The 22,487-nt window shown below is 71.0% G+C and carries 23 protein-coding genes and 3 pseudogenes; 10 read left to right on the forward strand and 16 right to left on the reverse strand.

The window, feature by feature from the left end; genetic code table 11:
- Nucleotides 1-57 precede the first annotated feature (57 nt).
- Both IE326_RS34240 and IE326_RS34245 read left to right on the forward strand, forming a co-directional pair.
- On the forward strand, nt 58-231 hold the full coding sequence (locus tag IE326_RS34240; RefSeq protein WP_190044354.1) for a CsbD family protein: 174 nt from the start codon (nt 58-60) through the stop codon (nt 229-231).
- Nucleotides 232-664: 433 nt separating this feature from the next.
- The gene (locus tag IE326_RS34245) at nt 665-1,015 is read left to right on the forward strand and encodes a PRC-barrel domain-containing protein (RefSeq protein WP_190044355.1); all 351 of its coding nucleotides are present in this window, start codon (nt 665-667) and stop codon (nt 1,013-1,015) included.
- Nucleotides 1,016-1,555: 540 nt separating this feature from the next.
- On the opposite strand, the gene IE326_RS34250 is transcribed toward IE326_RS34245, so the two are convergent.
- The 8 genes from IE326_RS34250 to IE326_RS34285 form a co-directional block, all read right to left on the reverse strand.
- Nucleotides 1,556-2,029 (reverse strand): hypothetical protein, encoded by a 474-nt coding sequence (locus tag IE326_RS34250; protein WP_190044356.1) that lies wholly within the window; start codon nt 2,027-2,029, stop codon nt 1,556-1,558.
- Nucleotides 2,030-2,217: 188 nt separating this feature from the next.
- Nucleotides 2,218-2,712 carry a DUF3237 domain-containing protein gene (locus IE326_RS34255; RefSeq protein ID WP_229915802.1) on the reverse strand — a complete coding sequence of 165 codons (495 nt, stop codon included), beginning with the start codon at nt 2,710-2,712 and terminating at the stop codon, nt 2,218-2,220.
- Between the two features lie 692 nt (nt 2,713-3,404).
- Nucleotides 3,405-3,908 carry a hypothetical protein gene (locus IE326_RS34260; protein ID WP_150233328.1) on the reverse strand — a complete coding sequence of 168 codons (504 nt, stop codon included), beginning with the start codon at nt 3,906-3,908 and terminating at the stop codon, nt 3,405-3,407.
- 687 nt (nt 3,909-4,595) lie between these two features.
- A complete protein-coding gene (locus IE326_RS34265) occupies nt 4,596-5,177 on the reverse strand; it encodes a 3'-5' exonuclease (protein WP_190044357.1) in 582 nt (193 codons plus the stop codon).
- Between the two features lie 244 nt (nt 5,178-5,421).
- Nucleotides 5,422-5,874, reverse strand: coding sequence for a hypothetical protein (locus tag IE326_RS34270; RefSeq protein WP_190044358.1), 453 nt, complete (start codon nt 5,872-5,874; stop codon nt 5,422-5,424).
- Between the two features lie 138 nt (nt 5,875-6,012).
- Nucleotides 6,013-7,746 (reverse strand): SulP family inorganic anion transporter, encoded by a 1,734-nt coding sequence (locus tag IE326_RS34275; RefSeq protein WP_190044359.1) that lies wholly within the window; start codon nt 7,744-7,746, stop codon nt 6,013-6,015.
- Between the two features lie 35 nt (nt 7,747-7,781).
- A complete protein-coding gene (locus IE326_RS34280) occupies nt 7,782-8,123 on the reverse strand; it encodes an ArsR/SmtB family transcription factor (protein WP_150233336.1) in 342 nt (113 codons plus the stop codon).
- A 538-nt stretch (nt 8,124-8,661) separates the two neighbouring features.
- Nucleotides 8,662-9,093: a winged helix-turn-helix transcriptional regulator gene (locus IE326_RS34285; RefSeq protein ID WP_190044360.1), complete on the reverse strand. Its 432-nt coding sequence runs from the start codon at nt 9,091-9,093 to the stop codon at nt 8,662-8,664.
- 97 nt (nt 9,094-9,190) lie between these two features.
- On the opposite strand from IE326_RS34285, the gene IE326_RS34290 reads away from it, so the two are divergent.
- From IE326_RS34290 to IE326_RS34295, 3 genes and pseudogenes are all read left to right on the forward strand, one after another.
- Complete coding sequence (locus tag IE326_RS34290; RefSeq protein WP_150233340.1) at nt 9,191-9,541, forward strand: DoxX family protein; 351 nt, start codon at nt 9,191-9,193, stop codon at nt 9,539-9,541.
- Between the two features lie 151 nt (nt 9,542-9,692).
- Nucleotides 9,693-10,014 (forward strand): annotated as a pseudogene (locus IE326_RS42060) (hypothetical protein); the annotation flags it as partial.
- A gap of 577 nt (nt 10,015-10,591) precedes the next feature.
- The gene (locus IE326_RS34295; RefSeq protein ID WP_190044361.1) at nt 10,592-11,218 is read left to right on the forward strand and encodes a DUF5753 domain-containing protein; all 627 of its coding nucleotides are present in this window, start codon (nt 10,592-10,594) and stop codon (nt 11,216-11,218) included.
- 107 nt (nt 11,219-11,325) lie between these two features.
- Here IE326_RS34295 and IE326_RS34300 read toward each other — a convergent pair whose 3' ends face one another.
- From IE326_RS34300 to IE326_RS34315, 4 genes are all read right to left on the reverse strand, one after another.
- Nucleotides 11,326-11,727 carry a hypothetical protein gene (locus IE326_RS34300; RefSeq protein WP_190044362.1) on the reverse strand — a complete coding sequence of 134 codons (402 nt, stop codon included), beginning with the start codon at nt 11,725-11,727 and terminating at the stop codon, nt 11,326-11,328.
- A gap of 358 nt (nt 11,728-12,085) precedes the next feature.
- The gene (locus tag IE326_RS34305) at nt 12,086-12,325 is read right to left on the reverse strand and encodes a hypothetical protein (protein WP_190044363.1); all 240 of its coding nucleotides are present in this window, start codon (nt 12,323-12,325) and stop codon (nt 12,086-12,088) included.
- A gap of 382 nt (nt 12,326-12,707) precedes the next feature.
- Nucleotides 12,708-13,850, reverse strand: a complete 1,143-nt coding sequence (locus IE326_RS34310) for an FAD-dependent oxidoreductase (RefSeq protein WP_190044364.1) — start codon at nt 13,848-13,850, stop codon at nt 12,708-12,710.
- A gap of 191 nt (nt 13,851-14,041) precedes the next feature.
- Nucleotides 14,042-14,737, reverse strand: a complete 696-nt coding sequence (locus IE326_RS34315) for a TetR/AcrR family transcriptional regulator (protein ID WP_190044365.1) — start codon at nt 14,735-14,737, stop codon at nt 14,042-14,044.
- Nucleotides 14,738-14,809: 72 nt separating this feature from the next.
- Here IE326_RS34315 and IE326_RS34320 point away from each other — a divergent pair.
- Nucleotides 14,810-14,974, forward strand: a pseudogene (locus IE326_RS34320) (SDR family oxidoreductase); the annotation flags it as partial.
- A gap of 123 nt (nt 14,975-15,097) precedes the next feature.
- Here the strand turns inward: IE326_RS34320 and IE326_RS34325 are convergent.
- Nucleotides 15,098-15,664, reverse strand: a complete 567-nt coding sequence (locus IE326_RS34325; protein ID WP_150233349.1) for a DUF4291 domain-containing protein — start codon at nt 15,662-15,664, stop codon at nt 15,098-15,100.
- 232 nt (nt 15,665-15,896) lie between these two features.
- Here IE326_RS34325 and IE326_RS34330 point away from each other — a divergent pair, with 232 nt between their 5' ends.
- Together IE326_RS34330 and IE326_RS34335 are read left to right on the forward strand one after the other, a co-directional pair.
- A complete protein-coding gene (locus IE326_RS34330; protein ID WP_190044366.1) occupies nt 15,897-16,739 on the forward strand; it encodes a PP2C family protein-serine/threonine phosphatase in 843 nt (280 codons plus the stop codon).
- Nucleotides 16,740-16,833: 94 nt separating this feature from the next.
- Nucleotides 16,834-17,868, forward strand: a complete 1,035-nt coding sequence (locus tag IE326_RS34335) for an MASE1 domain-containing protein (RefSeq protein ID WP_190044367.1) — start codon at nt 16,834-16,836, stop codon at nt 17,866-17,868.
- A gap of 24 nt (nt 17,869-17,892) precedes the next feature.
- Here the strand turns inward: IE326_RS34335 and IE326_RS34340 are convergent, their stop codons facing one another.
- Nucleotides 17,893-18,825, reverse strand: a complete 933-nt coding sequence (locus tag IE326_RS34340; protein WP_190044998.1) for a DMT family transporter — start codon at nt 18,823-18,825, stop codon at nt 17,893-17,895.
- A gap of 107 nt (nt 18,826-18,932) precedes the next feature.
- Here IE326_RS34340 and IE326_RS34345 point away from each other — a divergent pair, with 107 nt between their 5' ends.
- Together IE326_RS34345 and IE326_RS34350 are read left to right on the forward strand one after the other, a co-directional pair.
- The gene (locus IE326_RS34345; RefSeq protein WP_190044368.1) at nt 18,933-19,883 is read left to right on the forward strand and encodes a LysR family transcriptional regulator; all 951 of its coding nucleotides are present in this window, start codon (nt 18,933-18,935) and stop codon (nt 19,881-19,883) included.
- An 842-nt stretch (nt 19,884-20,725) separates the two neighbouring features.
- Entirely contained in the window at nt 20,726-21,073 is a 348-nt protein-coding gene (locus tag IE326_RS34350) for a VOC family protein (RefSeq protein WP_150233357.1), read from the forward strand.
- A gap of 33 nt (nt 21,074-21,106) precedes the next feature.
- Here IE326_RS34350 and IE326_RS34355 read toward each other — a convergent pair.
- Both IE326_RS34355 and IE326_RS34360 read right to left on the reverse strand, forming a co-directional pair.
- A pseudogene (locus IE326_RS34355) lies at nt 21,107-21,980 on the reverse strand (IS5 family transposase).
- A gap of 44 nt (nt 21,981-22,024) precedes the next feature.
- Nucleotides 22,025-22,435, reverse strand: a complete 411-nt coding sequence (locus IE326_RS34360; RefSeq protein ID WP_190044369.1) for a VOC family protein — start codon at nt 22,433-22,435, stop codon at nt 22,025-22,027.
- Between the last annotated feature and the right edge of the window lie 52 nt (nt 22,436-22,487).

Genomic DNA, 22,487 nt, shown 5'->3' on the forward strand with positions numbered 1-22,487 from the left:
GCCATCCCGAGTAGGCGGTGGTCAAGACCAAACCGGTTACTTCACGAGGAGGTCCCGATGTCGGGCACGGAGAAGAGCAAGGCCCACGCCGAACAGGCCAAGGGCAAGGTCAAGGAGACCGTCGGCCGCGCCGTCGGCAACGAACGCATGACCGCCGAAGGCCAGGCCGACCAGACGAAGGGCAACGCCCGCCAGGCCAAGGAAGACGTCAAGGACATCTTCCGGCGCTAGAACCGGGAACCCCATGCCGAAAGGCCCCGGCCCTTCCCCTTGCCGGGGCCTCTCGGCATACCGGGACACGCCGGAGGAAACCGCCCCGGCTGGACGAATCGATGCTTCCCGAGATCCGAGCCGGCCCGGGGGCCTGCTTGACGCTCCCCTCAGGCCATGGAGGAGAGGCTCCGCTTCGAACGGGCCGCTGGACGACAGGCCCGCGGGCGGCGGGAGCGCGACCGCTTCCGGGCTCCTTCCCGGAGCTACGACGATCTTGGATCCAGCAGAGGGGCATCCGCGGGACAGAACGTCGCACGGGCTCCCCTCCCCCTCCACGCATCGGCCGACGCGGCTCCGGAAAAGATCTTTTGTTTTGAACGGAGTGTTCGGCGAACCCGCCGCTCACACCACCTCGCATTCCGCACTACAGGTATCGACCGAGGAGTCCTGAATGAACAACGACATGTGGAGCTACGTCCCGACTGCCGGCCACGGCCCGGACAGTGACCTCACGGGGTACAGGGTCGAAGCCACCGACGGACACATCGGCAAGGTCGACAAGCATTCCAACGAAGTCGTCAACCAGTACATCGTCGTCGACACCGGTGTGTGGATCTTCGGCAAGGAAGTTCTGCTCCCCGCCAGCACCGTGACGCACATCGACAACGAGGAACGGCGGATCCTGGTGTCGCTCACCAAGGAGCAGATCAAGAACGCGCCGGAGTTCGACAAGGAGAAGCACCTGGGCGACCCCGCCTATCGCGACCAGCTCGGCGGGTACTACGGCGGCTCGGGCCACTGAGCCCATTCACAGGCACACCGGCTCCGCAAGGTATGGCTGCCGTCCACGGGATCGTCCGGGCACCGTTCCTTCCCGCGGCCGCAGGAGCCTCGAAGACATAGCCCCGCTCTCCGCCTAGACCTCCGGGCAGTGGTTCGAGACGTCTGACGTCTCGATCGCTCTGGCCGGAGGTCTCGGCTTTTTCCGTGGCCGACCGTCACTCGGCCGGCGGCCACGAGCCTTTTCCCACCTCACGCCGAGGGGTGAGGAAGGACGAGGACGGCTTGGACGATGGCAGTGATCCGGTTGGTGCTGCAGCGGATGGAGCCGCCCGCGCCCTGGTGCGCCTCGCCGACTCAGTACTTGAGGCCGGCCTCGGGGAGTGCCTCGACGATGACGCGGGCGCGGTGGGAGAGTGCCTGGGTGCCTGCTTCTGGACCTCGGTTGCGCTCTGCACGACGAGGGGCGGGGGGCTGCCGAAGTTCAAGACCGACTCCTGCTGCCTCGTCACCGCCCGGGCCCAAGCGGAACGAGCAGCAGTCTGAGCGTGGTCCGCTTGTTCTATCGAACGGGCCCGCACTCATCGACGGTCACGATCGGCTCCGACAGGAAGACGTCCCGGTCGACGGAGCCGTAAGCGATGTTGAAAGTGTCGAGCCAGTAAGACCAACCTCGGATTCCCAGAGCGCTGGTGAACCTGTAGTTCAACTGCCAGCGGACCCACTGTCCGGGAAGCAGCCGAACTGCCGGCGGTCTGCGCGACCGGGGCGGCAACCCGTAGAGCGGTTCCACACGAGCGAGCACTCGGAGCCGATCGCCTTCGTCCCGCAGGCTGACACCGATCTCGCGAAGGTCTTTTCGACCCGAACGCGGCTCGAAGCCATCACGCTCGGACATCTGGACGAAGTGGGCACAGCCAGAGGGCGCCTGAGGCAGCGAGAAGCCGACCGGTACCGCGTTCCTGCGGGCAGCGGCCTCTCCGCCCCGCGACTGCTTCGTCCAGGATGTCTTGATCCACTGCACCATGATGTCCACCGCACCTGCCCTTCGCCGAGAGCCTACGGTCGGCATTCGTTTGCCGTCACTTGGGTTCCGGCGCAACTGCCTGCTGCCGGTTCTCAGCAACATTCCACAGGGGCAGGGGCCCAGACGGCTCTCCGGAACCGCCTACAGGCGCTCGCCGGTCTCACCTGCGCAGCCACTTGCGGCTTTCGCGGTGGTGGTCACGTCACGGAGTAGAAGCGGATGGCCACTTCGGAGTCGTCGCCGCGGGCGAGGCCGACGAAGACGGTGCGGGCGAGCCAGAGGTGAGCGGGGGCGTCGGTGCGAAAGACGGGGGATGTTCGGTAGTACACGCCCGGCTCGGACACCCGCAGGGCGCCGTCGTACTGGGCGGGGGCGGTGGGATCGTCCTCGTGGTAGTAACCGCGGTTGGTGATGTCGATGACCGCGCCGTCATCGGTCTCAAGGAGGTACCGGGCATCGAGCTGGTAGACCCCGCGACGTCTGTCGCACCAGTCGCCGCCGCCTGCCAGGACGGTGCCGCGCAGGCGGGGGCCGTCGACGGTGCCGCCGGTGATGGGGACGTACTCGGTGACTTCGCCGCCCCCGTGCCCTATGTGCAGAGAGGGAGCGAGGAAGACGCGGACCTCGAAGGCGAAGCTGAGGGCGGGGGTGAAACCCGGCCCGACGACAGGATGCGGCTCTGGGGCAATCACGGCACTCCGTAAGGCTGCGGGGGCTGGCGTGGCGGTCCGGCAGATCCTAGACAGGACACGCCCCTCTCGGTCAACGGTGTTGACGTAGTGCGACTCCGCACCGCTGCAGCTCAGCGGGCATCGACTACACAAGGCGGAACCCTGAACTCTTGCTGAGCCGGCGTTTCGCTTTCCGTTGTCCCGATACAGGTTTCAGCGGGAGCAGTACCAGCAGCACCCTCGCAAGGCCACAGAGAGCCCCAGGGCTCCTGTCGCATGCTCTCCGGACGCGGGCGTGGTCGATCCAGGGGTGAGCGGCGGTGCGCGGCTGAATGCCTTCGCAGTCGTAGCCCTTGTCGACAGGGCTGTTCTTGGCCATGCGGGTGTCACGGATGACCGCGTCGCACGTTTTGGTGTTCGGAGGCGGGACGGGCCTCGATGCTGGGTGCCCTGGGCACGGTGGGTGGTTGTCCGCGTTCTGCCACCGGGCCAGTGCCGGGCCGGCCGGGCCGGCGCCGATCGGCTGCAACCGGCGCTCCTGGCCCACGACCGACACCGCCAGCCTGCCGTACGTCACCCACCGTGCGCTTCCTGCGGAGCGCTCCACCGAACCCAACCGGTTGGTGCTGCGGTTCTTGACCCGGCAGGAGCGCCCGGCGCGTCACGGCGCCCGGCCGGAGGACCGGTCGGACGCCTGCGTGCGGCGGTGCGGATCAGCAGTTCTTGATCTTCCAGATCGGGTCCCAGCTCCACCAGGAGGGAGCGATGTCGGGGGCGGTCGAGCTGTGGGCAACGGCTCCGGAGGAGTTGTAGAACCGGGCGACCGTCCCGTTGGTCTGGGAGTTCTTGTAGCCGCCTCCGTCCCCGCCGCCGCCCCAGTAGGACAGCGAGTAGGTGTTGCAGTAGTACAGGTCGAAGACCTTGTACGAGCCCTGGGTCGGATCCCATACGCGGGCGCACAGGCGCCCGGCCGGACAGGTGTAGGTGCCGTCGCTGACGTAGCGGACGCGCTCGGCGGCCGGCGAGATCGTCGGTGCCGACGCCCTCACGCGCGCCCCGGCCGGGGCGTCGGCCGGAGCGACGGTGACGGCCGGCGCGCGGTCGCCCGCAGGCCGATCGGCGGGAGCGGCTGCCTGGGCTGGCGAGGTGGCCAGGAGGCCGGCGACGGCGAGCCCCGTGCCTGCGATGAGCGCCGCAAACTTTTGACGTGCCTGCATGCGTGATCCTCCGTGTCATTGTCGGAACAAGATGCGTACGCGGTTCAGTATGTGGCGAAGTCGTCTGATCACAGGGCAAGTAAGAAGTTATGGCGAGAAGGCGCCAACAGGTCTTATCGGTCCACCCTTTGAGGTCTCATCAGGTGACCACCCGGCCCCGGTCAGGCTGTTGGAGGTGTTCGGTGCACTGGCACGCGGGGCGGCGGGGCGTCCTCCGGGCGACCCGCCGGAGCGGTCCCGCTCGCCCAGCACGAGCAGTGCCGCCGCGGGGCGCTCGGGTCCGGACCGCCGCCTGCCCTCAACGGCAGCCCGGCACCCAGTAGCCACAGAAGGACGGCTGGGATTCGATCGTGAAATCGGTCCCGGTTCGAACTCCGCGAGTGTCGGAGCACCGCCTCGGCCGGGCTTTCGCCCTCCGCGTTCACTCCTGGGCGCCGGACGCTCTCGAACGGAGAATCAAGTCACCGAAAGTCATGGGGCGATCCCCTTTGTCGCGAAGGTGAGTTCGTCCAGAGGGGGATCCATGCGCATCGCGAAGAGGGTCAGGGCCGTTGTCGCCGCGCTCGCGGTCGCCGGGGGCACGCTCGCCGCGTCGGCCGGTTCCGGGGTCGCGGCGCCTCCGCCACACCCGAGGTCTTCGTCATGATCAAGACCAACCAGCGTCAACAACGGTCGTGATCAACACACCTAAACGGCTGTGACCGGCCATGCCCCGCGGCCCGACAGATCGAGAACGAGTGCCGCGATGTTCCACGCGTCGTCCTCGCCGCGGTGGTGGCGTCCCTCGAGCGGCAGTCCGGCGATCTGCAGGGCCTGGTCCATCCCGGGTTTCTTGCGCAGCCCGTATGCCTCGGTGAACACGGCCTTGGCGTTGGTGTGGGTGCGCTCCGTCGGATGGCCGAACGGGTAGGCCACCCCGTCAGCCCGACTCTGCCGAGCGAACTGCCGGCGGTCGTACTCGCCCCAGCTCGCCCAGGGCCGCTCCCCAGCCCCGTACTCCTCGACGAGGATCCGGCATGCCTCGGCGAAGGAGACGCCCCGGTCCACCTCAGCTTGCGTCAGTCCGGTCAGTTCGGTGCAGAAGTCGCTCACTTTCGACCGGGTAGGGCGGACCAAGAGACGGTGCCGGGACACGCGGCGTCCTGCCGACACGTCCACGACGGTGAGGCCGACCTCGATGATCTCGTTCACAGAGCCGGGCGGCGGCTGCCCGTCCCAACAGGTGGCTTCCACGTCGATGACGTTCAGCAGGGCGGATTCGTGGCGCATGGGATCGAGGATAGGAATGCCCGCCCGGTTCCGGCACCTCGATTTCCGCATGTCCACGCCGCCACCGTCACCACCGGCTTCTTCGGCGTGAAGCTCACGCCTGGATCCGACGGTTCGGCTCATCGTGCTGGGCACGATGAGCCTTGCCGAGCGGTTGGTGGAGGACGGGCCGGCATTCCTCGACGACCGCAGTCCGCCTTGCCGCTTCCTGCGGGACGCACCCCGGCGACGTGGTCGAACATGGCTAGGCCTGCCTGCCCGAACTCGCGCGAGCGATGGTCCAGGGCGGGTGGCCGTGCCGTGCGGCGTGGGTGCGGAAGTCGAAGAAGCCCAGACCGTCGACCTTGTACTCGGCGTCGATCTCTTCGGGCGTCCAGCAGTGGTCGGAGTAGTCGTCGAGGGCGACGCCGCCGGCTTCGAGGACGTGTGACACAAAGGCGCGGATCTCGGCAGTGCCGTCGATGTGGCTGGAGACGCCGACCAGCAGGGCCCAGGACGGGCGATGGCCGAGCGCGGAGTCCAGCAGGCGCACGCCCTCGGGATCCCAGCCGGCGAACAGGTGGCCTTCCTGATCGTCCATGAAGTCGACGAAGAGCTTTTCGTCCGACCAGTACCCGTCCTTGCCGGGCATCAGCCGGTCAAGCCGTGCGACCGTCGCCGTCGGCCCTCCATCGGGGAACACGAAGGCACTGCGCATGGGTGGAGCGTAAACGGGGACGCAGGGCCGCGGCCAGGGAGCTTCAGCCCGGTCATGGACCGGATTCGCCGATGGCGGACGGCGAACGCGAGGGCGTACTCGCCGGCCGCGAAGGTGGCCGTCATGGCCGGGGAGGCGTCAGCGGCGTGCGGGACGCTGTTGGCGACCGGTTCGCCGAGGGTCGGCAGGGCCGGTCCCCTCGTGCTCGCGCGCCGGGACGGCGGTGAGCAGGCCCGTCGTCTGGAGGTGGGTGCGTGCGCCGGCGATGGCCTCGGGGGTCGTCGCGTACTCCCGGCCCTCGTACCGCAGCAGTTCGAGGGCGCCGACCGAGTCGAGGACCTGCCGCTGCCCTGCCCGGATGCCGGAGGTCATGACGACGATGCCGCGCCGGTTCAGCTTCTCCACCGCGTCCTTGAGGACGAGCGCACCGGTCGCGTCCATGGTCGTCACCCGTGACATGCGCAGGATGACGACTCGGACGTCGGCCACTTCGGTCAGCTCGAGGAGGAAGCGGTGGGCGGCGGCGAAGAAGAGGGGGCCGTCGATCCGGTAGGCGACGATGTGCTCGGCGAGGAGCGCGTGTTCCTCGTCGGAGTGCTCGCCGGGCAGGTCGGGGCGGAAGTCCACCTGGTCGATGCGCGCCTGCTTCGCCACCGCTCGCAGGGCGAGGGCGCCCGCGACGGCGAGCCCGATGACCACGGCGTACACGAGGTCGAACGCGACGGTGGCGACGGCGGTGAGGACGAGGACGGCTGCGTCGGAGCGCGTGGCCCGCGCCATCGCGCGCAGTGAGCCGACCTCGATCATCCGTACCGCGGTCGCGAGCAGGACACCGGCCAGGGCGGCGAGCGGGATCTTCGACACGAGCGGGGCGGCGGCGAAGACGATGACGGCGAGGACCGCCGCGTGGGTGAGCGCGGCGAGCCGGGACGACGCTCCCGTACGGACGTTGACGGCGGTACGGGCGATGGCACCGGTCGCCGGAACTCCGCCGAACAGCGGGGCGGCGATGTTCGCCAGGCCCTGCCCGAACAGCTCGCGGTCGGGGTCGTGCTTCTGGCCGACGGTCATGCCGTCGGCGACCTGGGCCGACAGCAGTGACTCCAGCGCCGCGAGCGCCGCCACCGCGACGGCCGGAGCGATCAGGGAACCCAGAGCGGAGGGGTCGAGGAAGCCGAGGGAAGGGGCGGGCAGGCCGGCGGGCAGTTCGCCGATCGGCTCGGCCCGGTCCAGACGGAAGATTTGCGCCACGACGGTGGCGGCGATCACCGCGAGGATCGAGAAGGGGACGGCGGGCCGCCACCGGGCGCCGCCGAGCATGAGTCCGGCGACGCCCAGGGCAAGCCCGAGGGCCGTCCAGTTCGGGGCCTGGACGAACTCCTCGACGGCGCGCCACGTCACCGTCAGGACCCGGTCGCCTCCGGGCTCGGGGACGCCGAGGGCGTTGGGAATCTGCTGGAGGCCGATGACGAGCGCGATGCCCAGGGTGAAGCCCTCGACGACGGAGGCGGGGATGTAGGCCATGTAGCGGCCCGCTCGGAGCAGGGCCAGGCCGACGCAGATGAGGCCCGCGAGCAGGCCCACGGTCAGGACGCCGCTCGTCCCGTGCTGGGCGACGATGGGGACGAGAACGACGGTCATCGCCCCGGTGGGGCCGGAGACCTGGAGGTTCGAGCCGCCGAACACGGCGGCGAGCGCTCCCGCGACGACCGCGGTCGCGAGGCCGGCCGCGGGGCCGAGCCCGGAGGTCTCGCCGAATCCGAGGGCCAGGGGCAGCGCGACGACGGCGACCGTCAGGCCGGCGAGCAGGTCGCGCCGCGGGTCACGGGCCGTCGCGGCGAGGTCGGCGCGGGTGGGCAGCAGTGAACGCACCCGCCTCCCCGGGGCGTTCACCGCCCCTGAGGTGGTCACCGCCCCGCCGTCTCAGTATCCCGCAGCTCGGCGAGGAGCTCGTTCTGCCCCGCCAGCATTTCGGTGAGGATCCGGCGCGCGGCCTGCATCAGGTCACGCACATCGCCGCCCGCCAGGGTGTAGACCACCGTCGATCCCTCGCGGCTGGAGTTCACGATTCCGGACCGGCGCAGCACGGCGAGCTGCTGCGACAGGGCCGGCGCCTCGACGTCGATCTCCGTCAGGAGGTCGCGCACCGGCATCGGGCCGTCCTGGAGGAGTTCCAGGACCCGGATGCGTACCGGATGCCCCAGCATCCGGAAGAACTCGGCCTTCGCCTGGTACAGCGGAACCGGCACGTCCCGACCCTCCTCGTCGTCGAGCCCGTCGGATTCGTGGACGGGGTCTCGGGCTGGCGCTGTGCCCGCGGCTACCTGCGGGCGCAGCCACGCCAGCATCCATGGAAATGCAGAATTACGCAATTGTGTAGTTCACGGATTCGTGAAGTGGAGTGGGTCTTCCCGTGACCCAGAACACCGAGAACCGGCGCACGAGCGCCACACCCCGTACGACGAAAGCGGGCGAGGCGGGAAGCGGATGGCGACCGGACGGCCGAGGGATGCCTCGGGTACGGAGACACCGTGACCGCTCGAAGGCGGCAAACGCGGCACCTGGTGATCCGGGTCGGAGATCGGTCGGTGGTGAGCGGCGGCTTTGCCGAGGATCTCGTCGGCTGTCCTGGTCGGGACGAACGGTCCGGGGTGCTCGTTCCCGTCGGCGAGCCAGGCCCGGCTGCCGCGTTCGAGGGCCCGGACGGAGCGGTGGACGCCGCGCCCGAGCCCCTTCCGCGTGAGTTCGGCGGACCACCGCTCGACCGGGTCCAGCCCCTTCCATCGATCAGAAACGGCTCGGGTTCCCCTCACCGCGAGGGGGCTTCACCGGAGTCGCCCGATCCGCCTCGATGGTCCTGGCCGCCTCGGCTGCTTCCCGGAAGGTGACGACCGCCTCGCCGTTCTCCCGCGCCCATGCGGTGAGCATCCTGATGGGCTCCTCCAGGGTTCGCCCGAGATCGGTCAGGCCGTACTCCACGCGCGGCGGCGCCTCGGCGTACGCGTGCCGCTCGACGAGCCCGTTGGCCTGGAGCCGACGCAACGTCTGGGTCAGCACCTTGCGCGAAATGCCACCGCTCAGCTCGACCAACTCGCCGTGGCGCAAAGGGCCGTCGGTCAGCGCGAAGAGCGTGACCATGGACCACTTGCTGGCGATGATCTCCATGGCCAGGAGAGCGGGACAGTCGGAGAGGAAGACGATTCCGGGGCGCAGGCTCATGCCCCCGAAGGTTACCTGGAGGTACCTGACGGCCGCCTATCGTCGTCGAGGTGCGCACGCTCCCTTACCCGCATCTCGCACGATTGAGGTTCCAGCCGTGTTCGTCTCCCTTGTCGTCGTCACCGTGTTCATGTCGGCACTTCTCCTGGTGTCGGCCGGGGCCAAGTCCCTGCGGACGCGGCACATCACCGAGCAGATGTCCACCCTCGGGGTGCCGCAGGGCATGATGGGTTTCCTGATCGGCGCTCAGATCGCGGGCGCGGCCGGTGTGATCGCCGGTCTCTGGTGGGGACCCGTGGGAATCGCCGCCGCGATCGGCCTGACCCTCTACTTCGCCGGGGCGGTCGCATTCCACCTGCGCGTCGGCGACCGCAAGGGCGCGTCTCCGGCGGCGGTCCTCACCCTGGCCTCCGTCGCCCTGGCCGTGCTGCGTGCCGCCACCCTCTGACAGCGGACAGCCGGTCCGGCGTCGGCCTTGGATCGTGCTGGGCGAGGTGGATCTCCGGTGAGGACGGCCACCGTCGGTCATCGTGAGGTGTGCCGACAAACGGGGATGAGCCGGTGGTCGTGGGCCACGGCGCAGATCCTGCTCGGTGGCAATCGGTGTCCGGGGACCTGGTGGGCAAGGGGCGGGCCGGTTCGCCCGAGTGGAACCCCGCCGCCGAGCAAGGGCGTTCGTGCCGGGGCCGCTCGCGGGCCCGCCGAGGGAGAACTGCCGGGCGATCGCCGAGCACGCCGGTGACGCCGGCGCGGGCGGCGTGCGGCACCTGCTCGGCCGGGCTCGCCGGGGTGCCGACCGAGTGCGTGACGTCATAGGGGGCCCAGGACCCGCAGCGGTGCCGCTCAGTCGGCATCCCCGACGGCCTGAGGTTCGCGACCAAGGCCGCCCTGGCCGCCGAGATGGTCGCACGGGCCCTGGACGAGTGAACTCGGCCTGCTCCAGGGCCTCCCGACCGATGCCACCGGCCTCTCCGGGGAAGCGGCCCGCTGAGAACTCGTGCGCCGGTGGTCCGGCTGACCGCGAACGGCAGCCTCGCCCCCGGCGCCGGTGGTGACCTGATCACCTTCGAGGGGGGGTGCACTGGGCCGCCCTCGGCGACTCAGGTCACTGGTCGAGAAGACCGACGCCCACAACGACTGGGCGGCGGTGGGGCCGGGAGACCGGGAAAACCTGGCGGACCGGATCGTCGAGGAGGCGGGCCGCCTGCTCGACGGTCCCCGGCCACCGCGGGGGTGATCTCTCACCGGTGGCACACCGGAATGCCGCCGCGACAGGAGCTCTCGTACGTCCCCGGGGCGGGCGGTGCGGTCGGCCGCCGAGGTACCGGCGCGGGCGAAGGACACGTCATGCCGGTCCGCCCGGACGATGCCGAAGGCCCGTCCGGCACCGGCCTGGCCGATTCCCGCTCTTACAAGATCGGACGCCCGGCATCGTCCTCGACCGGAACGGCGACGCCCGCCGAAGCCGCCCCGGCGGCACCACCCGGGAGGAGGTGCGGTGACCAGTTCGGTTCCCTGGACGGATCGTCTGTCCGCCGGTACGGAAGCGGTCCGGGAAGACGTGGTGCGCTGGTACCGGAGCACGCGCGAGGGCAAGGCGTACGTGCCCCACATGATCTGGGGCACGCTCCAGACCGAGGCGTACGCCACCGTGGTCCTCGGCCAGGTCGTCGACTTCCTCGGGATCCCGAACGACGTGCCGGCCGGTGTCGCCATGCGCATGCGGCGGCAGCGCGTGCTGTACGACGGCGAGCACCACTACGACGTCGTCCTCGGGGAGCAGGCGCTCTACACGAACATCGGCGGGCCCGACGTGATGCGGGACCAGATCGAGCGGCTCCTGCGCGAACTCGACCTGGCCTCTCTCACCCTCGGAATCCTTCCCTCCACCGCACGGGTGGACCTGTTCCCCGTCCACGGGTTCAACATCTACGGGGACGGGGACGGCGGCCGGGCCCACGTCGAGCTCGTCTCCTCCTCCGTGGACGTCACGGAGCAGAGCGAACTCGCCCTCTACGGCAAAGCCTTCGCCGCGCTGAGCAGTGCGGCATCGTACGGCGGCGCCGCGGAAGGGCTCCTGAGGAAGGCCCACTCCTTCTGGGCCGACGCCTCGCTTCGCGGGTAGGCCCCCTCGCCGGCCGCGCAAAGGGGACGGTCTCGGCCGGAACGTGCGCGGTGGCCGTCCGGCCGGGCCGGCGCGGGCTGTTCCGAAGCGTGCTGCTGCGACTCGGGCTATTCCGATTCGGGGTGTTGCTGGACCCACCGGCCGTCCACCTTCTTCATCTCGACCCCGTAGTAGGGCTGGGGCGTCGAGGAACGGACTCCGATGCGCGGGCCGGCGGGCTTGGGCATGGGCTTGGCGCGAGTGCGGGGCTGCTGCCGTGCGGTGGCCTTCGCCCGCTTCTTCGCGTCGGCCTTTCGCAGTTCCTCTATTCGTTTCAGCAGCGTGGCACGGCTCATCTGCTTCTGCTTCGGCGCCTGGGGCAGACCGACGAAGGCGGGAGAGGAGCCGGGGCCGACACGGACGGGGGCGAAGGTGACCGTGACGGTGCTGGTATCGGGGGCGGGGGCGGGGCAGCAGGCCCGGTGAGCCGGTCTGCCGCCGCTGATGGTGGTGAGCTTCTTCTTGCTCACCGGAAGACGGCAAAAGACGCAGCGCTTGAGCGCAGCCATGACGGTCCCCCAGTCTTTGTTGCCCTACCGAGGCGGAACGATCGAGCGAACCACCCTCCTCGCGTCCTCGTCAATCGTGTTCGGGGCTCGGGCTTCCGGAGGGTGCGGTCGAATCGTCGTACATGGGTCCTGGGGGGGGTCTTCCCCGGGCTCGCCCCGGGCGGGGCCCGACCCGGCCCCCGGCCACCCTGCCCCGGCTTCCGGCCCGGTCCGGGAGCGGCGGCTCGATCCGCGTCCAATGCGCGTCGGTCGACGGCACGGCCGGACCAGCGGGTCGACGACCGGGACGAAACGGCCGCACCGCCTCGCCCGGCGGGAGCTACCGCCCTGTCGGCCCAGGACGGTAGTTCGGATTCGCCTGGTAGCCGCCGGACAGCCTCCCATGGGCGTCCACTTCCCAGGCCGCGATGATGGCCTCCGGGGGCACGGCCCCGTTCGGATCGTCGACCATGCTCCCGTCGATCTCGTAGACCCAGCCCCCTGGATTCGCCTTGGCCTCGGCAACCAGTTCGGGCGGCGGTGGCCGCCGCCCGCTGCGCTTCCTTCCGAAGATTCCCATGTCCCATGCCTTCCCGGTCCTGAGGAGGGATGTTACGCGGCGCCGGATGCCCCGGACGGAGTCGGAGAAACCGAAGGGGTCGCCGGCGTCGGCGAGTTCTTCGGGACAGGCCGAGCCCGACGCCGCACGAGTTGCGCGTGCGCCGAGCACTCCGCTCCAGAAAGCCGGTCAGGACAGCCCACCGGACAAGGGGCGCGGGCCGAGCTTCCGCCGAGAGGCGGAACGACGCGGGGAGAAGCAGCGGCTTTCCGCGCACCGCGATGAAGCGCCCGGTGTCCCTCCTCGACGTCAGAAGGCGGGCGGTGACCCACGGCGCCGGCGGTGTCCGGCTCTGCGGGGGAAGGCCGGTGGGGCCGCGGCCGCGCGGTCGTGAAGGGCGGGGTCAGGGGTTTGCCGGGCCGGCGGTGAAGAACGCCGCCGTCCGCTCCAGGCCCTGCGGGCCGAACATCGTGTCCAGGCTCCGGGCGGAGTCGGCGGCGGAGGCTTCGCTGCGCGGGAAGAGGGCTTCCTCGTAGGCGGTCAGGGCCGCCTCGACGTCGCCGGGGTGGGCGGCGATCGCCGAGGCGAGTTCGGCGCCGTCGAGCATGGCGAGGTTCGCGCCCTCGCCGGCGAAGGGCGACATCACGTGGGCGGCGTCGCCGAGCAGGGTCACGCCCGGCACGCGGTTCCAGCGGTGGCCCACCGGCAGGGCGTGGATGCGGCGGGGGGTCAGGGTGTCCGCGTCGGCGATCAGGCCGCGCAGGGCCTCGTCCCAGCCCTCGAAGCGGGAGAGCACGGCCTGCTTGGCCGCCGGCAGGTCGGTGAAGTCGACCGTGTCGAGCCAGTCCTCGTCCGCCTTGAGGGCGGTGTAGACGTGGAGGCTGCCGTCGCCCTCCTTGTGGGCGAGGAAGCCGCGTTCGTCGCCGAGGCAGATGAAGAACCCGCCGCCGACGATCGCCGCGCTGCGCGGATGGCGGGCGTCCGCGTCCGGCAGATCGGTCTCGACGAAGGAGACGCCGGTGTAGGCGGGCCGGGCGTCGGAGAGCAGGGGGCGCACGCGCGACCAGGCGCCGTCGGCGCCGATCAGCAGGTCGGTGGTGATGGCGGAGCCGTCGGCGAAGGCCACCTCGTGGCGCCCGCCGTCCAGGGCGCGGACGCCTGTGACCTTACGGCCCCACCGGACGGTGCCGTCGGGGAGGGCGTCGAGGAGCAGGTCGCGCAGGTCGCCGCGGTCGACCTCGGGTCGGCCGCCGGTGCCGTCGTCCTCCTCCGAGACGTGGACGGTGCCGTCGGGGCCGAGCAGGCGCATGGCCTGACCGCCCTCGTGAACGATCTTGAGGAAGCCGTCGTGGAGACCTGCCGCGCTCAGGGCCTTCTGGCCGTTCTCCTCGTGGATGTCGAGCATGCCGCCCTGTGTACGGGCCTCCCGCGAGGGCTCCAGTTCGAAGACGGCGGCTTCGATGCCGTGGACGTGGAGGACGCGGGCGGCGGTGAGACCGCCGAGGCCTCCGCCGATGATCGCGATGGGGTGGTGGTGCGTGCTCATGGGGTCCTCCTCGGGGTGGTGGTGACACTGCGCCCGCCCTCTGTCGGGCCGCTCTTCCACCGTAACGAACATGTTCGTAGCGAACAAGTTCGCTCGAGGGTGCGCGGCGTCCCACCCGCGCGGTCCCGGTGGGGACCGGGACCGCGAAACGGCCCCACGGAACGGGAAGTCCCAGCTCAGGGGCGCAGGGATCAGACAGTGGCGTGCGGGACGGGGGTGTGGAGGATGCCGTTGATCACGAGGTCGAAGCCCCAGGACAGACGGGCGTCCTGCGTGCCGGACAGCAGGGCCGGGAGGTGCGCCTTGATCATCGGGTGTTCGGACTCGTCCACGCCGTGCGCGGCGCGGGTGAGCGCGTCCCAGTCGTCCCGGCTCGTGGGGTCGCTTTCCTGGGTGCCGTGTTCCGCCGCGGTGGCGGTCGCGTACTGGAGGAGGTTGTCCACGCCCCAGGCGACCTGCTCGCGCGGGGCACCGCTGCGGGAGAGCAGGCGCAGGAGGCGTTCGACGAGGTCGAGGTAGTTCGCTCCGCTGGGGCGAGCGACCAGGGCGGAGCGGGCTAGCTGCGGGTGCTCGAAGAGCAGGCGGGTGTAGGAGGTCAGGGCCGCGACGAGATCCTCGCGCCAGCCGGTCCCGGACCGGTCGGCGGGCAGCTCCACCTCGCCCAGGAGCGCGTCCAGGACGGCCGCGTGCAGCTCGGCGGTGTTGGCGACGTAGACGTACAGCGAGGCCGGGCCGGTGTCCAGCTCCTGGGCCAGGCGCCTCATGGTCACCTTCTCCAGCCCCTCGGACCGCATGACCCGCACCGCCGCCCCGACGATCCCCCGCCGCGTGAGGGCGGGCTTCGCGGGTCGTTCACGTCTGCTGATCGGTTCTCGCTTCGCAGTCATGCCCTGATCGTAACGAACGCGTTCGTCGCTGGGTGAGAGCCTGGTGGGGCACGGGCCGACGGGAGGGCCGCCAATGAGAAGGAGGGCGCGCAGCTCACTCCGCTGGGGCGGCACGCAGAGCCGGAGGAGATCGCGGCCGCGGTGCTGTACCTCGGGTTCGACGCGACGTTCTCGACGGGGACGGTGCTGCACGCCGACGGCGGGATGGGGCAGGGCATTCCGCCGCTGTTCGAGTGACCGGGCGCCAGATCTCGGCTGCCGGGTGTCGGATGCCGTCGCTTCGCCGGCTGTCCCTTCAAGCCGCTGAACCGGCTCGGTGCGGAGCGGCTCGGTTCAGCCGGGTGCCCCGGCCGGCGGCCTTCACCCACCCGGGAACAGACGGTCCTCCAGAGCCCTGGGCAGCGGGTAGACGCGCTCTGCCGGGAACAGCCGGCGCGCCTGTGCGGCATGCCCGTTCTGCATCAAGGAAGCAGCCTTGCGGACCCGTGGGGTGAGGTCGGTGAGGCCCACCACCCAGTCGTCGGTGAACGTGCGGATCAGACGGCGGCCGATCCCCACCTGGATGCTGTAGTGGTTGAGCGCCGCCCCGCGCGGCGAACGCTCCGGGTCCCACTGGACGTGGACAGCCGCCTCGGCGACGGCCGCCGGATCCCCGGTCGTGAGCGCCGCCCGGGACAGGGCCTCCTCCCAGCCCTCCCTCGTCATCCGCACCGCGAGGACACGCTCCTGCGCGGGCTTGCGGGCCCAATTGCTGCGGTGCATCAGCCACAGGAACGACGGCTTGATCCACGTCATCCTCTGGAACGAGAACGGCGCGACGAAGCGGCCCGCCCTCAAGGCGGCGTCGGCGACGGCGGGCGCGTACGCCTGGTAGACCACGATCGTGCGGGCATCGTGATCGGCACGGATCTGATACTGGGGCGGCATGCGTCGCACCCTGTCATCCGTCCCGCGAGCCTCGCGAGCCGTTTTCCGCCCCCTCACCGCACAGCCGGTCGCGGAAGCACCGAAACCGGAGCGCGCGGTCGATGAGATGCGGGGGTCGTGCTCTGCGGGCACAGTGGGGAGGGAAGTGTTCCCACCGAGGTGGTCCCTATGGTCCTGCACGCCGGAGACGGAACGGGTTGATGCGGGGATTCTCGTGACGGCGGAGTGATCGATGTTCCGCAGACGGCCGGCCGACAGCGGCGAGGACCTTCTGGTCCGGCTCGGGTGGCTGACCGCCAGGGCGCGGGAGCTGGCCGAAACGCAGCGTTCCCGCGTCGAGCTCGCCGTAGCCCTTCAGCAGGGCATGCTGCCCCGGGACCTTCCCCGTTTTCCGGGTGCCCGGCTGGCCGTCCGCTACGAGCCCGCCAACCACGGGCTCAACGTGGGCGGTGACTGGTACGACGCCTTTCCCCTGCCCGGCGGGCAGATGGGCATGTCCATCGGTGACGTACAGGGGCACAACATCGAGGCCGCCGCCTTCATGGGGCAGGTCCGCGTGGCCCTGCGGGCGCTGGCCTCGGTCACGGGAGACCCGGGAGAGCTGCTCGGCCGCACCAACGACCTGTTGGTCTCCCTGGGCGCCGACCTCTTCGCCACGTGCACCTTCCTGCGGCTCGACCCCGCCGCCGGCACCCTGGAGTACGCCCGTGCCGGCCACATCCCCCACATCTGGGCCACCGCGGACGGCCATTCCGGCATCGACGACGGCGAGGGCGGGCCTCCCCTGGGGGTGCTCAGTGGCATCGACTACCCCACCACGCGCCGCCGGCTCACCACCAGCGGTGTCTTCGTCCTCCTGACCGACGGGGTGGTGGAGGGGCCCTCGCTCCACCTCGACGACGGGCTGGACCAGGTGACCCGGCTCGCCGGGATCACCGCCGTCGCCGGGCTGGACGTCGACGCCCTCGCCACCGCCGTCATGAAGATGGCGGCCACCGTGGGGCACGAGGACGACGCGGCCGTCCTCGTCGTCGGCCATGACGGCGGCCCGGCCCGGCCGACGGCCGAGGGGTGAAGGAGGGAGGGGCGCATCGAGGCGGACCCGTACGTACGGTGACGTCCGACACGCAGGCGTCCTTGCCCCGTCATGGCGGCTCCGCCGGTGTCTGATGGCGGACGTGTTGGTTATTCGGCAGTTCCGGCCCTTCACCGAGGTGGCTCTGATTTCGCTGGCCACGGCGGCCTGCTACTACGCGGCCGGGCGGCTCGGCCTGCTGGGCAGCCTGGTCGTCGGGGGCGCGGTGGCCACCCCCATCTGGCCGCCCACCGGCATCGCCGTCGCCGCCCTGCTGCTGTTCGGCACGCGGGTCTGGCCCGGGATCGCCCTCGGTTCCTTCCTCGTCATCGCCTCCCTCACCACCCCCGGACCCACCACCGTGGTCAACGTGGTGAGCAACACCGTCGCGCCGCTCTGTTCCCTCCTGCTGCTGAGACGGGCCGGGTTCCGGCACGACATGGCGCGGTTGCGGGACGGGCTCGCGCTGGTCTTCCTCGGCGGGTTCGGCGCCATGCTGATCAGCGCGACCGCGGGCGTCGGACTGCAGGTGGCGACGGGGTCCCTGGACAGGGACGAGTTCTGGGCCGTGTGGCTGGCCTGGTGGGTGGGCGACACGATGGGGGTGCTGCTCGTCACCCCGCTCCTGCTCGCACTCGCGGAGCCGTCCGTGCGGTTCCCGGCGCGGCGCTGGAAGGAGGCCGTCCTCCTGGGGCTGACGGCCCTGGTCCTCGTTCCCGTGGCCGTGCTCAGCCCCATGAGCCTGCTCTTCCTCGTCTTCCCCCTGCTGGTCTGGGCGGCGCTCCGCTTCCAGTTCGTCGGCGGCGTGCTGTGCGCGCTCTTCGCGTCCGTGTTCGCCACCTTCGGGGCGGACGCGGACAAGGGCGCGTTCTTCGGCCTGTCGGAGGTCGAGATCATGATCAAACTCCAGACGTTCAACGGTGCCGCCGCGCTGACCGCCCTGCTCCTCGCCTCGATCATCACCGAGCAGCGTGCGACCCGCCGTTCGGTGCGCCGCGCCTGCGAGGAACTGGTGGAGGTCCTGGAGCACCTCGCGGCGGGCGAACCCTCCCCCGGGCCGCCCGCCGGCTCCCCGCCCGGCCCCACCGGCAGCCGGATGGCGCCACCCGGCGACCAGCGGGGTCCGTGACCCCCGCGTCCGCGGCGGATCCGCTCAGCGGTGGCCGCGGCCCTCGTAGGCGGGCCGTCGGCCCGGGGACCGTGGCGGGAAACCGGGCGGCGCCGACCGGCGGGTCAGGGCGACACCGGCGAGGACGACGGCCATCCCCAGGGCGATCCGGAGGCTGAAGTCCTCGTGGAGGACGACGGCCCCCAGGGCCACGGAGACCACGGGCAGCAGGTAGCCGACCGTGGCCGTGTGGGTGGCGCCCTCGGCCGCGATGTTCCGGTAGGTGAGGTGGAAGGTGACGCCGGTGGCGACGACGCCGAGGATCACCGTGGCGACCAGCTGTCCCGGGGTGATCTCGACCGGTTCCAGGCCGCCCGCCGCCAGGGTCGGCGCGGTGAGGAGGGTCGCGGCGGTGAGCTGCGCGGCGGAGAGGGCGAGGGTCGGGATGCCCTTGCCGACCAGGTGGCGGCTCATGAACAGGAAACCGACCGCGTAACCGGCCGCGGCGCCGATGACGGCGAGGGCGCCCCAGCCGCCCGACCCGTCGGCCTGCCACGGCGCGAAGATGAGCACCACGCCGGCGAACCCCAGGAGCAGGCCGGCCACCCGGGCCGGCCGCAGCGCTCCTTCCGTACCGACGGCCGCGCCGAGAAGCAGGGACCACAGGGGGGTGGTGGCGTTCAGGACGCCTGCGACGCCGGAGTCGATGCTCTGCTGCCCGAAGCTGAAGAGGGTGAACGGCAGGGCGTTGCAGAAGAAGGCGGCGACGGCGATCCGGCCCCAGACGGCGGGGTCGCGGGGCAGCCGCCGGCCGGAGAGCAGACAGAGGGCCAGCAGGGTGACCGCTCCGAGCAGGCAGCGGCCGAACGTCACCTGCACGGGTGTCAGCGCCTCCAGGGCCACCTCGATCCAGAGGAAGGTCGAACCCCAGAGCAGGGCGAGCACGCCGATGCGCACCCCTGTCCGGCTCCTGTCCATGACACCGTTCACGGCTGCCTCCTGACGGGTTTCCTGAACAGGAACGCTGCCGCACTCTTCTCGGAAGGACAAGAAAAAGGTTCTACACTTCTTTTAAGCTGTTCTTCATGATGGACGTGAGGCGCATGCAGGTCCTGCGCGCCGTGATCACCAGCGGGTCGGTGACCGCGGCGGCCGCGCACCTCGGCTACACCCCCTCCGCGATCAGCCAGCAGATCGCGGCCCTGGAGAAGGAGGCGGGGACCACGCTGCTCGAACGGGTCGGCCGGGGAGTACGGCCCACGGAGGCCGGGCTGCTGCTCACCCGGTACACGGCCGTCATCAGCGAGCACCTCGCCGAGGCCGAGACCGCGCTCGCCGATCTGCGCGCCGGGCGCGAGGGCCGGCTGGCCGTCCGTTACTTCGCCTCCGTGGGACCGACCCTGCTGGCGCCCGCCCTGGCCCGCGTGCGCCGCGACCACCCGGCGGTCGCGATCGACCCTCGGCTGACGGACCCCGACGACGCGGTGGCCGAGGTGCACCGGGGCGACGCCGACCTGGCGCTGGTCGTCCGGCCCCCGGCCGACGCGCCCCGGCAGGGCCTCCATGTCGTGCACCTGCTCGACGACCCGTACCGGGCGGTCCTCCCCGCCGGGCATCCGCTCGCCCCCAGACGCGTACTCGACCTCGCCGACCTCGCCGGTGAACCCTGGGTCCGAAGCGAACCCCCCGGTCCCTGCCTCGCCCCCGTCACCGATGCCTGTGCCGCGGCGGGCTTCAGCCCGGACTTCGCGGCCACCTCGCAGGACTACGCCACCGCGCAGGGCTTCGTCGCCGCCGGACTCGGCGTCAGCCTCGTCCCCCGGCTCGGGCTGAGCGCCCGACACCCCGGCGTCGTGGTCCGCCGCATCAGGCACCCCGAGCCGGTCAGGGCGATCCACGCCGTGATCCGCACCGGTTCCCTGCGACAGCCCGTCCTGCGCACCCTCCTCGACGCCTTCCGCCAGTCGGCCGAGGCGGGAGGAGCGGCACCGGAGGCGGGAGGGCGCGCCGCCCCGCCCGGCCCGAGCGGCGACTGAGGCGACGGAAGCGAACGAAGCGCCGGGCATCCGTGCACGCCGTCTCCGGACGACGCCGTCCGTCGGCCGCCGGCCGCCTGGGGTGGGTGTCAGGGGGTCGGGCTCGACCAGGACGACGACCTCGCCGGTTCGCGGCCCCCCGGGGTCCGGCACGCGGTGGGCGATCACCACCTGCCCGGGTGTCGGCGCGGGCACCATGCTCTCGTCGACGATCGTGCCCCGCAGACGGCCGCGGCGGATCCGGAGCTCGCCTCCCCACCGAGAGCCGGTCGTTCGAGGGTGCCGCCGTACGGATCGTGGAGGCGGCCGACCGCAAGAGCCTCCTGCTGTCCGGTCCTCGCCCTCGGCGTCCGCGCGCTGTTCCTCCTCGGCTCCGCGTCCGCCGCCGCCCGGGACTGCGGACGCGAACTCGCCGTGCCGATTCGTCCGGGCCGGACCCGCGCCCGGGTCGGGTCACCGCGCTCGTCCTCGGCGAGACGGCCCTGCTCGCCGCCGCCGCGGGAGCGCTCGGCACGGCCCTCCCTCTGCCGTCCACCGGTCTGTCCGGTCTCGACGTCTCGCCCACGCAGGCGGCCGCGGCCGTCCCCGCCGCCCCCGCCCTGCCCCGGCTCGGCACGACCCGCCCGCGCCCAGGGACTCGGCGGGTCATCGGGCGGCGAGCCTGCGGCCGGCGGTGCGTGCCGCCCTGCCCGGTGCCTTCGCCGCTGCCGTGCTCACCGGGAGCCCGGCTGACGCCCTTCTCCAGGAGCAGCAGGGCGTGTATCGGAAGTGCGTGCGGCGGCGGACGTGTCGTAGTACTTCTGGGGAGACATAGAGACACTTTTGCTCACTTGGAGTCGTCGATGGCCGTTCGCCGTGTCGTGCCCAACATCCAGTCGGAGGCCGCGCAGGAGAGCCGGGAGTTCTATGGCCTGCTGGGCTTCGAGGAGGTCATGAACCACGGCTGGATCATGACGCTCGCCTCCCCGTCCAGTCCAGCGGCGCAGATCAGCGTCATGACCAGCGACAAGAGCGCGCCTGTCACCCCCGACATGAGCATCGAGGTGGACGACGTGGATGCGGCCTATGCCGTCATGCAAGCGAGCGATGCGGAGATCGTTCACCCCTTGCAGGACGAGGAGTGGGGCGTGCGCCGGTTCTTCGTCCGCGACCCCAGCGGGCGGGTGGTCAACGTGCTGGGCCACCACTGACGGCCGCACCCCCACCCCTGGTGAACGGGCTGGTCACAACCACTCGTTGATGGCCGCGACCAGGACAGTCGCTTCGTAGCGGACGGCGAGCTTCTCATAGCGCGTGGCTACCGCCCGGCGCTTCTTGAGGCGGTTGGTCCCGCACTCCACCGCGTGCCGCTCGCGATGTTCGATCTTGTCGAAACTCGGCGGACGGCCGCCGCGGGAGCCGGGCTTCTTGCGGTTGCGGGCTTGGTCGGCCTTGTCCGGGATGGTGCAGCGGATCCCGCGCCGCCGCAGGTAGTCACGGTTCTTGCGGGAGGCGTACGCCTTGTCGGCCCGCACCCGGTTCGGCCGGGTGCGGGGCCTGCCGGGCCCGACGCGACCTACCCGGATCTTCTCAGTACGGGCTCGAACTGCGGGGAGTCTCCGCGCTGCCCGGCCGTGATCACGGTCGACATGGGCTTCTGGCCATGCTCGACGGCCAAGTGCAGCTTGGTGATCAGGCCGCCGCGCGAGCGTCCGAGCCCGTGGTCGTCCGGCTCGGTGTCGACGCCGCCGGGCGGCTCGACCTGCAGGTCCCCTTTTTCCGTGCCACGGCGGCGTGCTGGTGGGCCCGGCAGACAAGGGAGTCGACGTCGATGTCCCAGGTGATCAGCCGCTTCGCGTCGGCTTGGGCCTGCAGCTCGGTAAAGATCCGCTTCCAGGTGCCGTCTCGCTGCCGGCGGCGGAACAGGTCGTACGCCCGCTCCCAGGGCCCGCACCGCTCCGGGACATCCCGCCACGGTGCCCCGGTCCGCGTTCGCCCCCGTATGCCGTCGATCAGCTGTCGCCTGGTCTATACCGGAGGGCGTCCCGGCTTCTTGCCCACTGACAGCAGCGGCTCTAGGCGGGCCCGCTGCACATCGGTCAGATCTCCACGTGCCACGAAGCGAGACCATCTGACCTCAAGATCCACTTTCGGTGCACGCCCTAGTCGCGCTTGGGCCAGATCGGGCCCTGGTCGGTCCAGATGACGCCCTTGTTGCGGCACAGGCAGAAGGGGTGGCCGATCGGGTCGGTGTAGACCCGCCAGCCGTAGCCGTTGGGGCCGATGAAGTCCTGCCTCAGCGTCGCGCCGAGGTCGAGGACGCGGCGCTGCTCGGACTCGATCTCGTCCACTTCGAAGTCGAGGTGGAACTGCTTGGGGTGCTCGCTGTCCGGCCACTGCGGAGCGCGGTAGTCGTCCACCCGGATGAATGCCAGCTCGATCTCGCCGAACCGGATGCCGGCCCAGTCCTCGGAGCTGCCTTCCTTGATCGGACGGCCCGTCACCTCGGAGTAGAAAGCCGCCAGCTTCATCGTGTCCGGGCAGTCGATGATGAAATCGGTGAGTCGCAGCATCCCGTGATCCTTCCACAAGCTCACACCCGGCTTCGAGGCGTGCCCCGAGCAG

The sequence above is a fragment of the Streptomyces filamentosus genome (genome assembly GCF_014654895.1).
Classification (GTDB): Bacteria; Actinomycetota; Actinomycetes; order Streptomycetales; family Streptomycetaceae; genus Streptomyces; species Streptomyces filamentosus.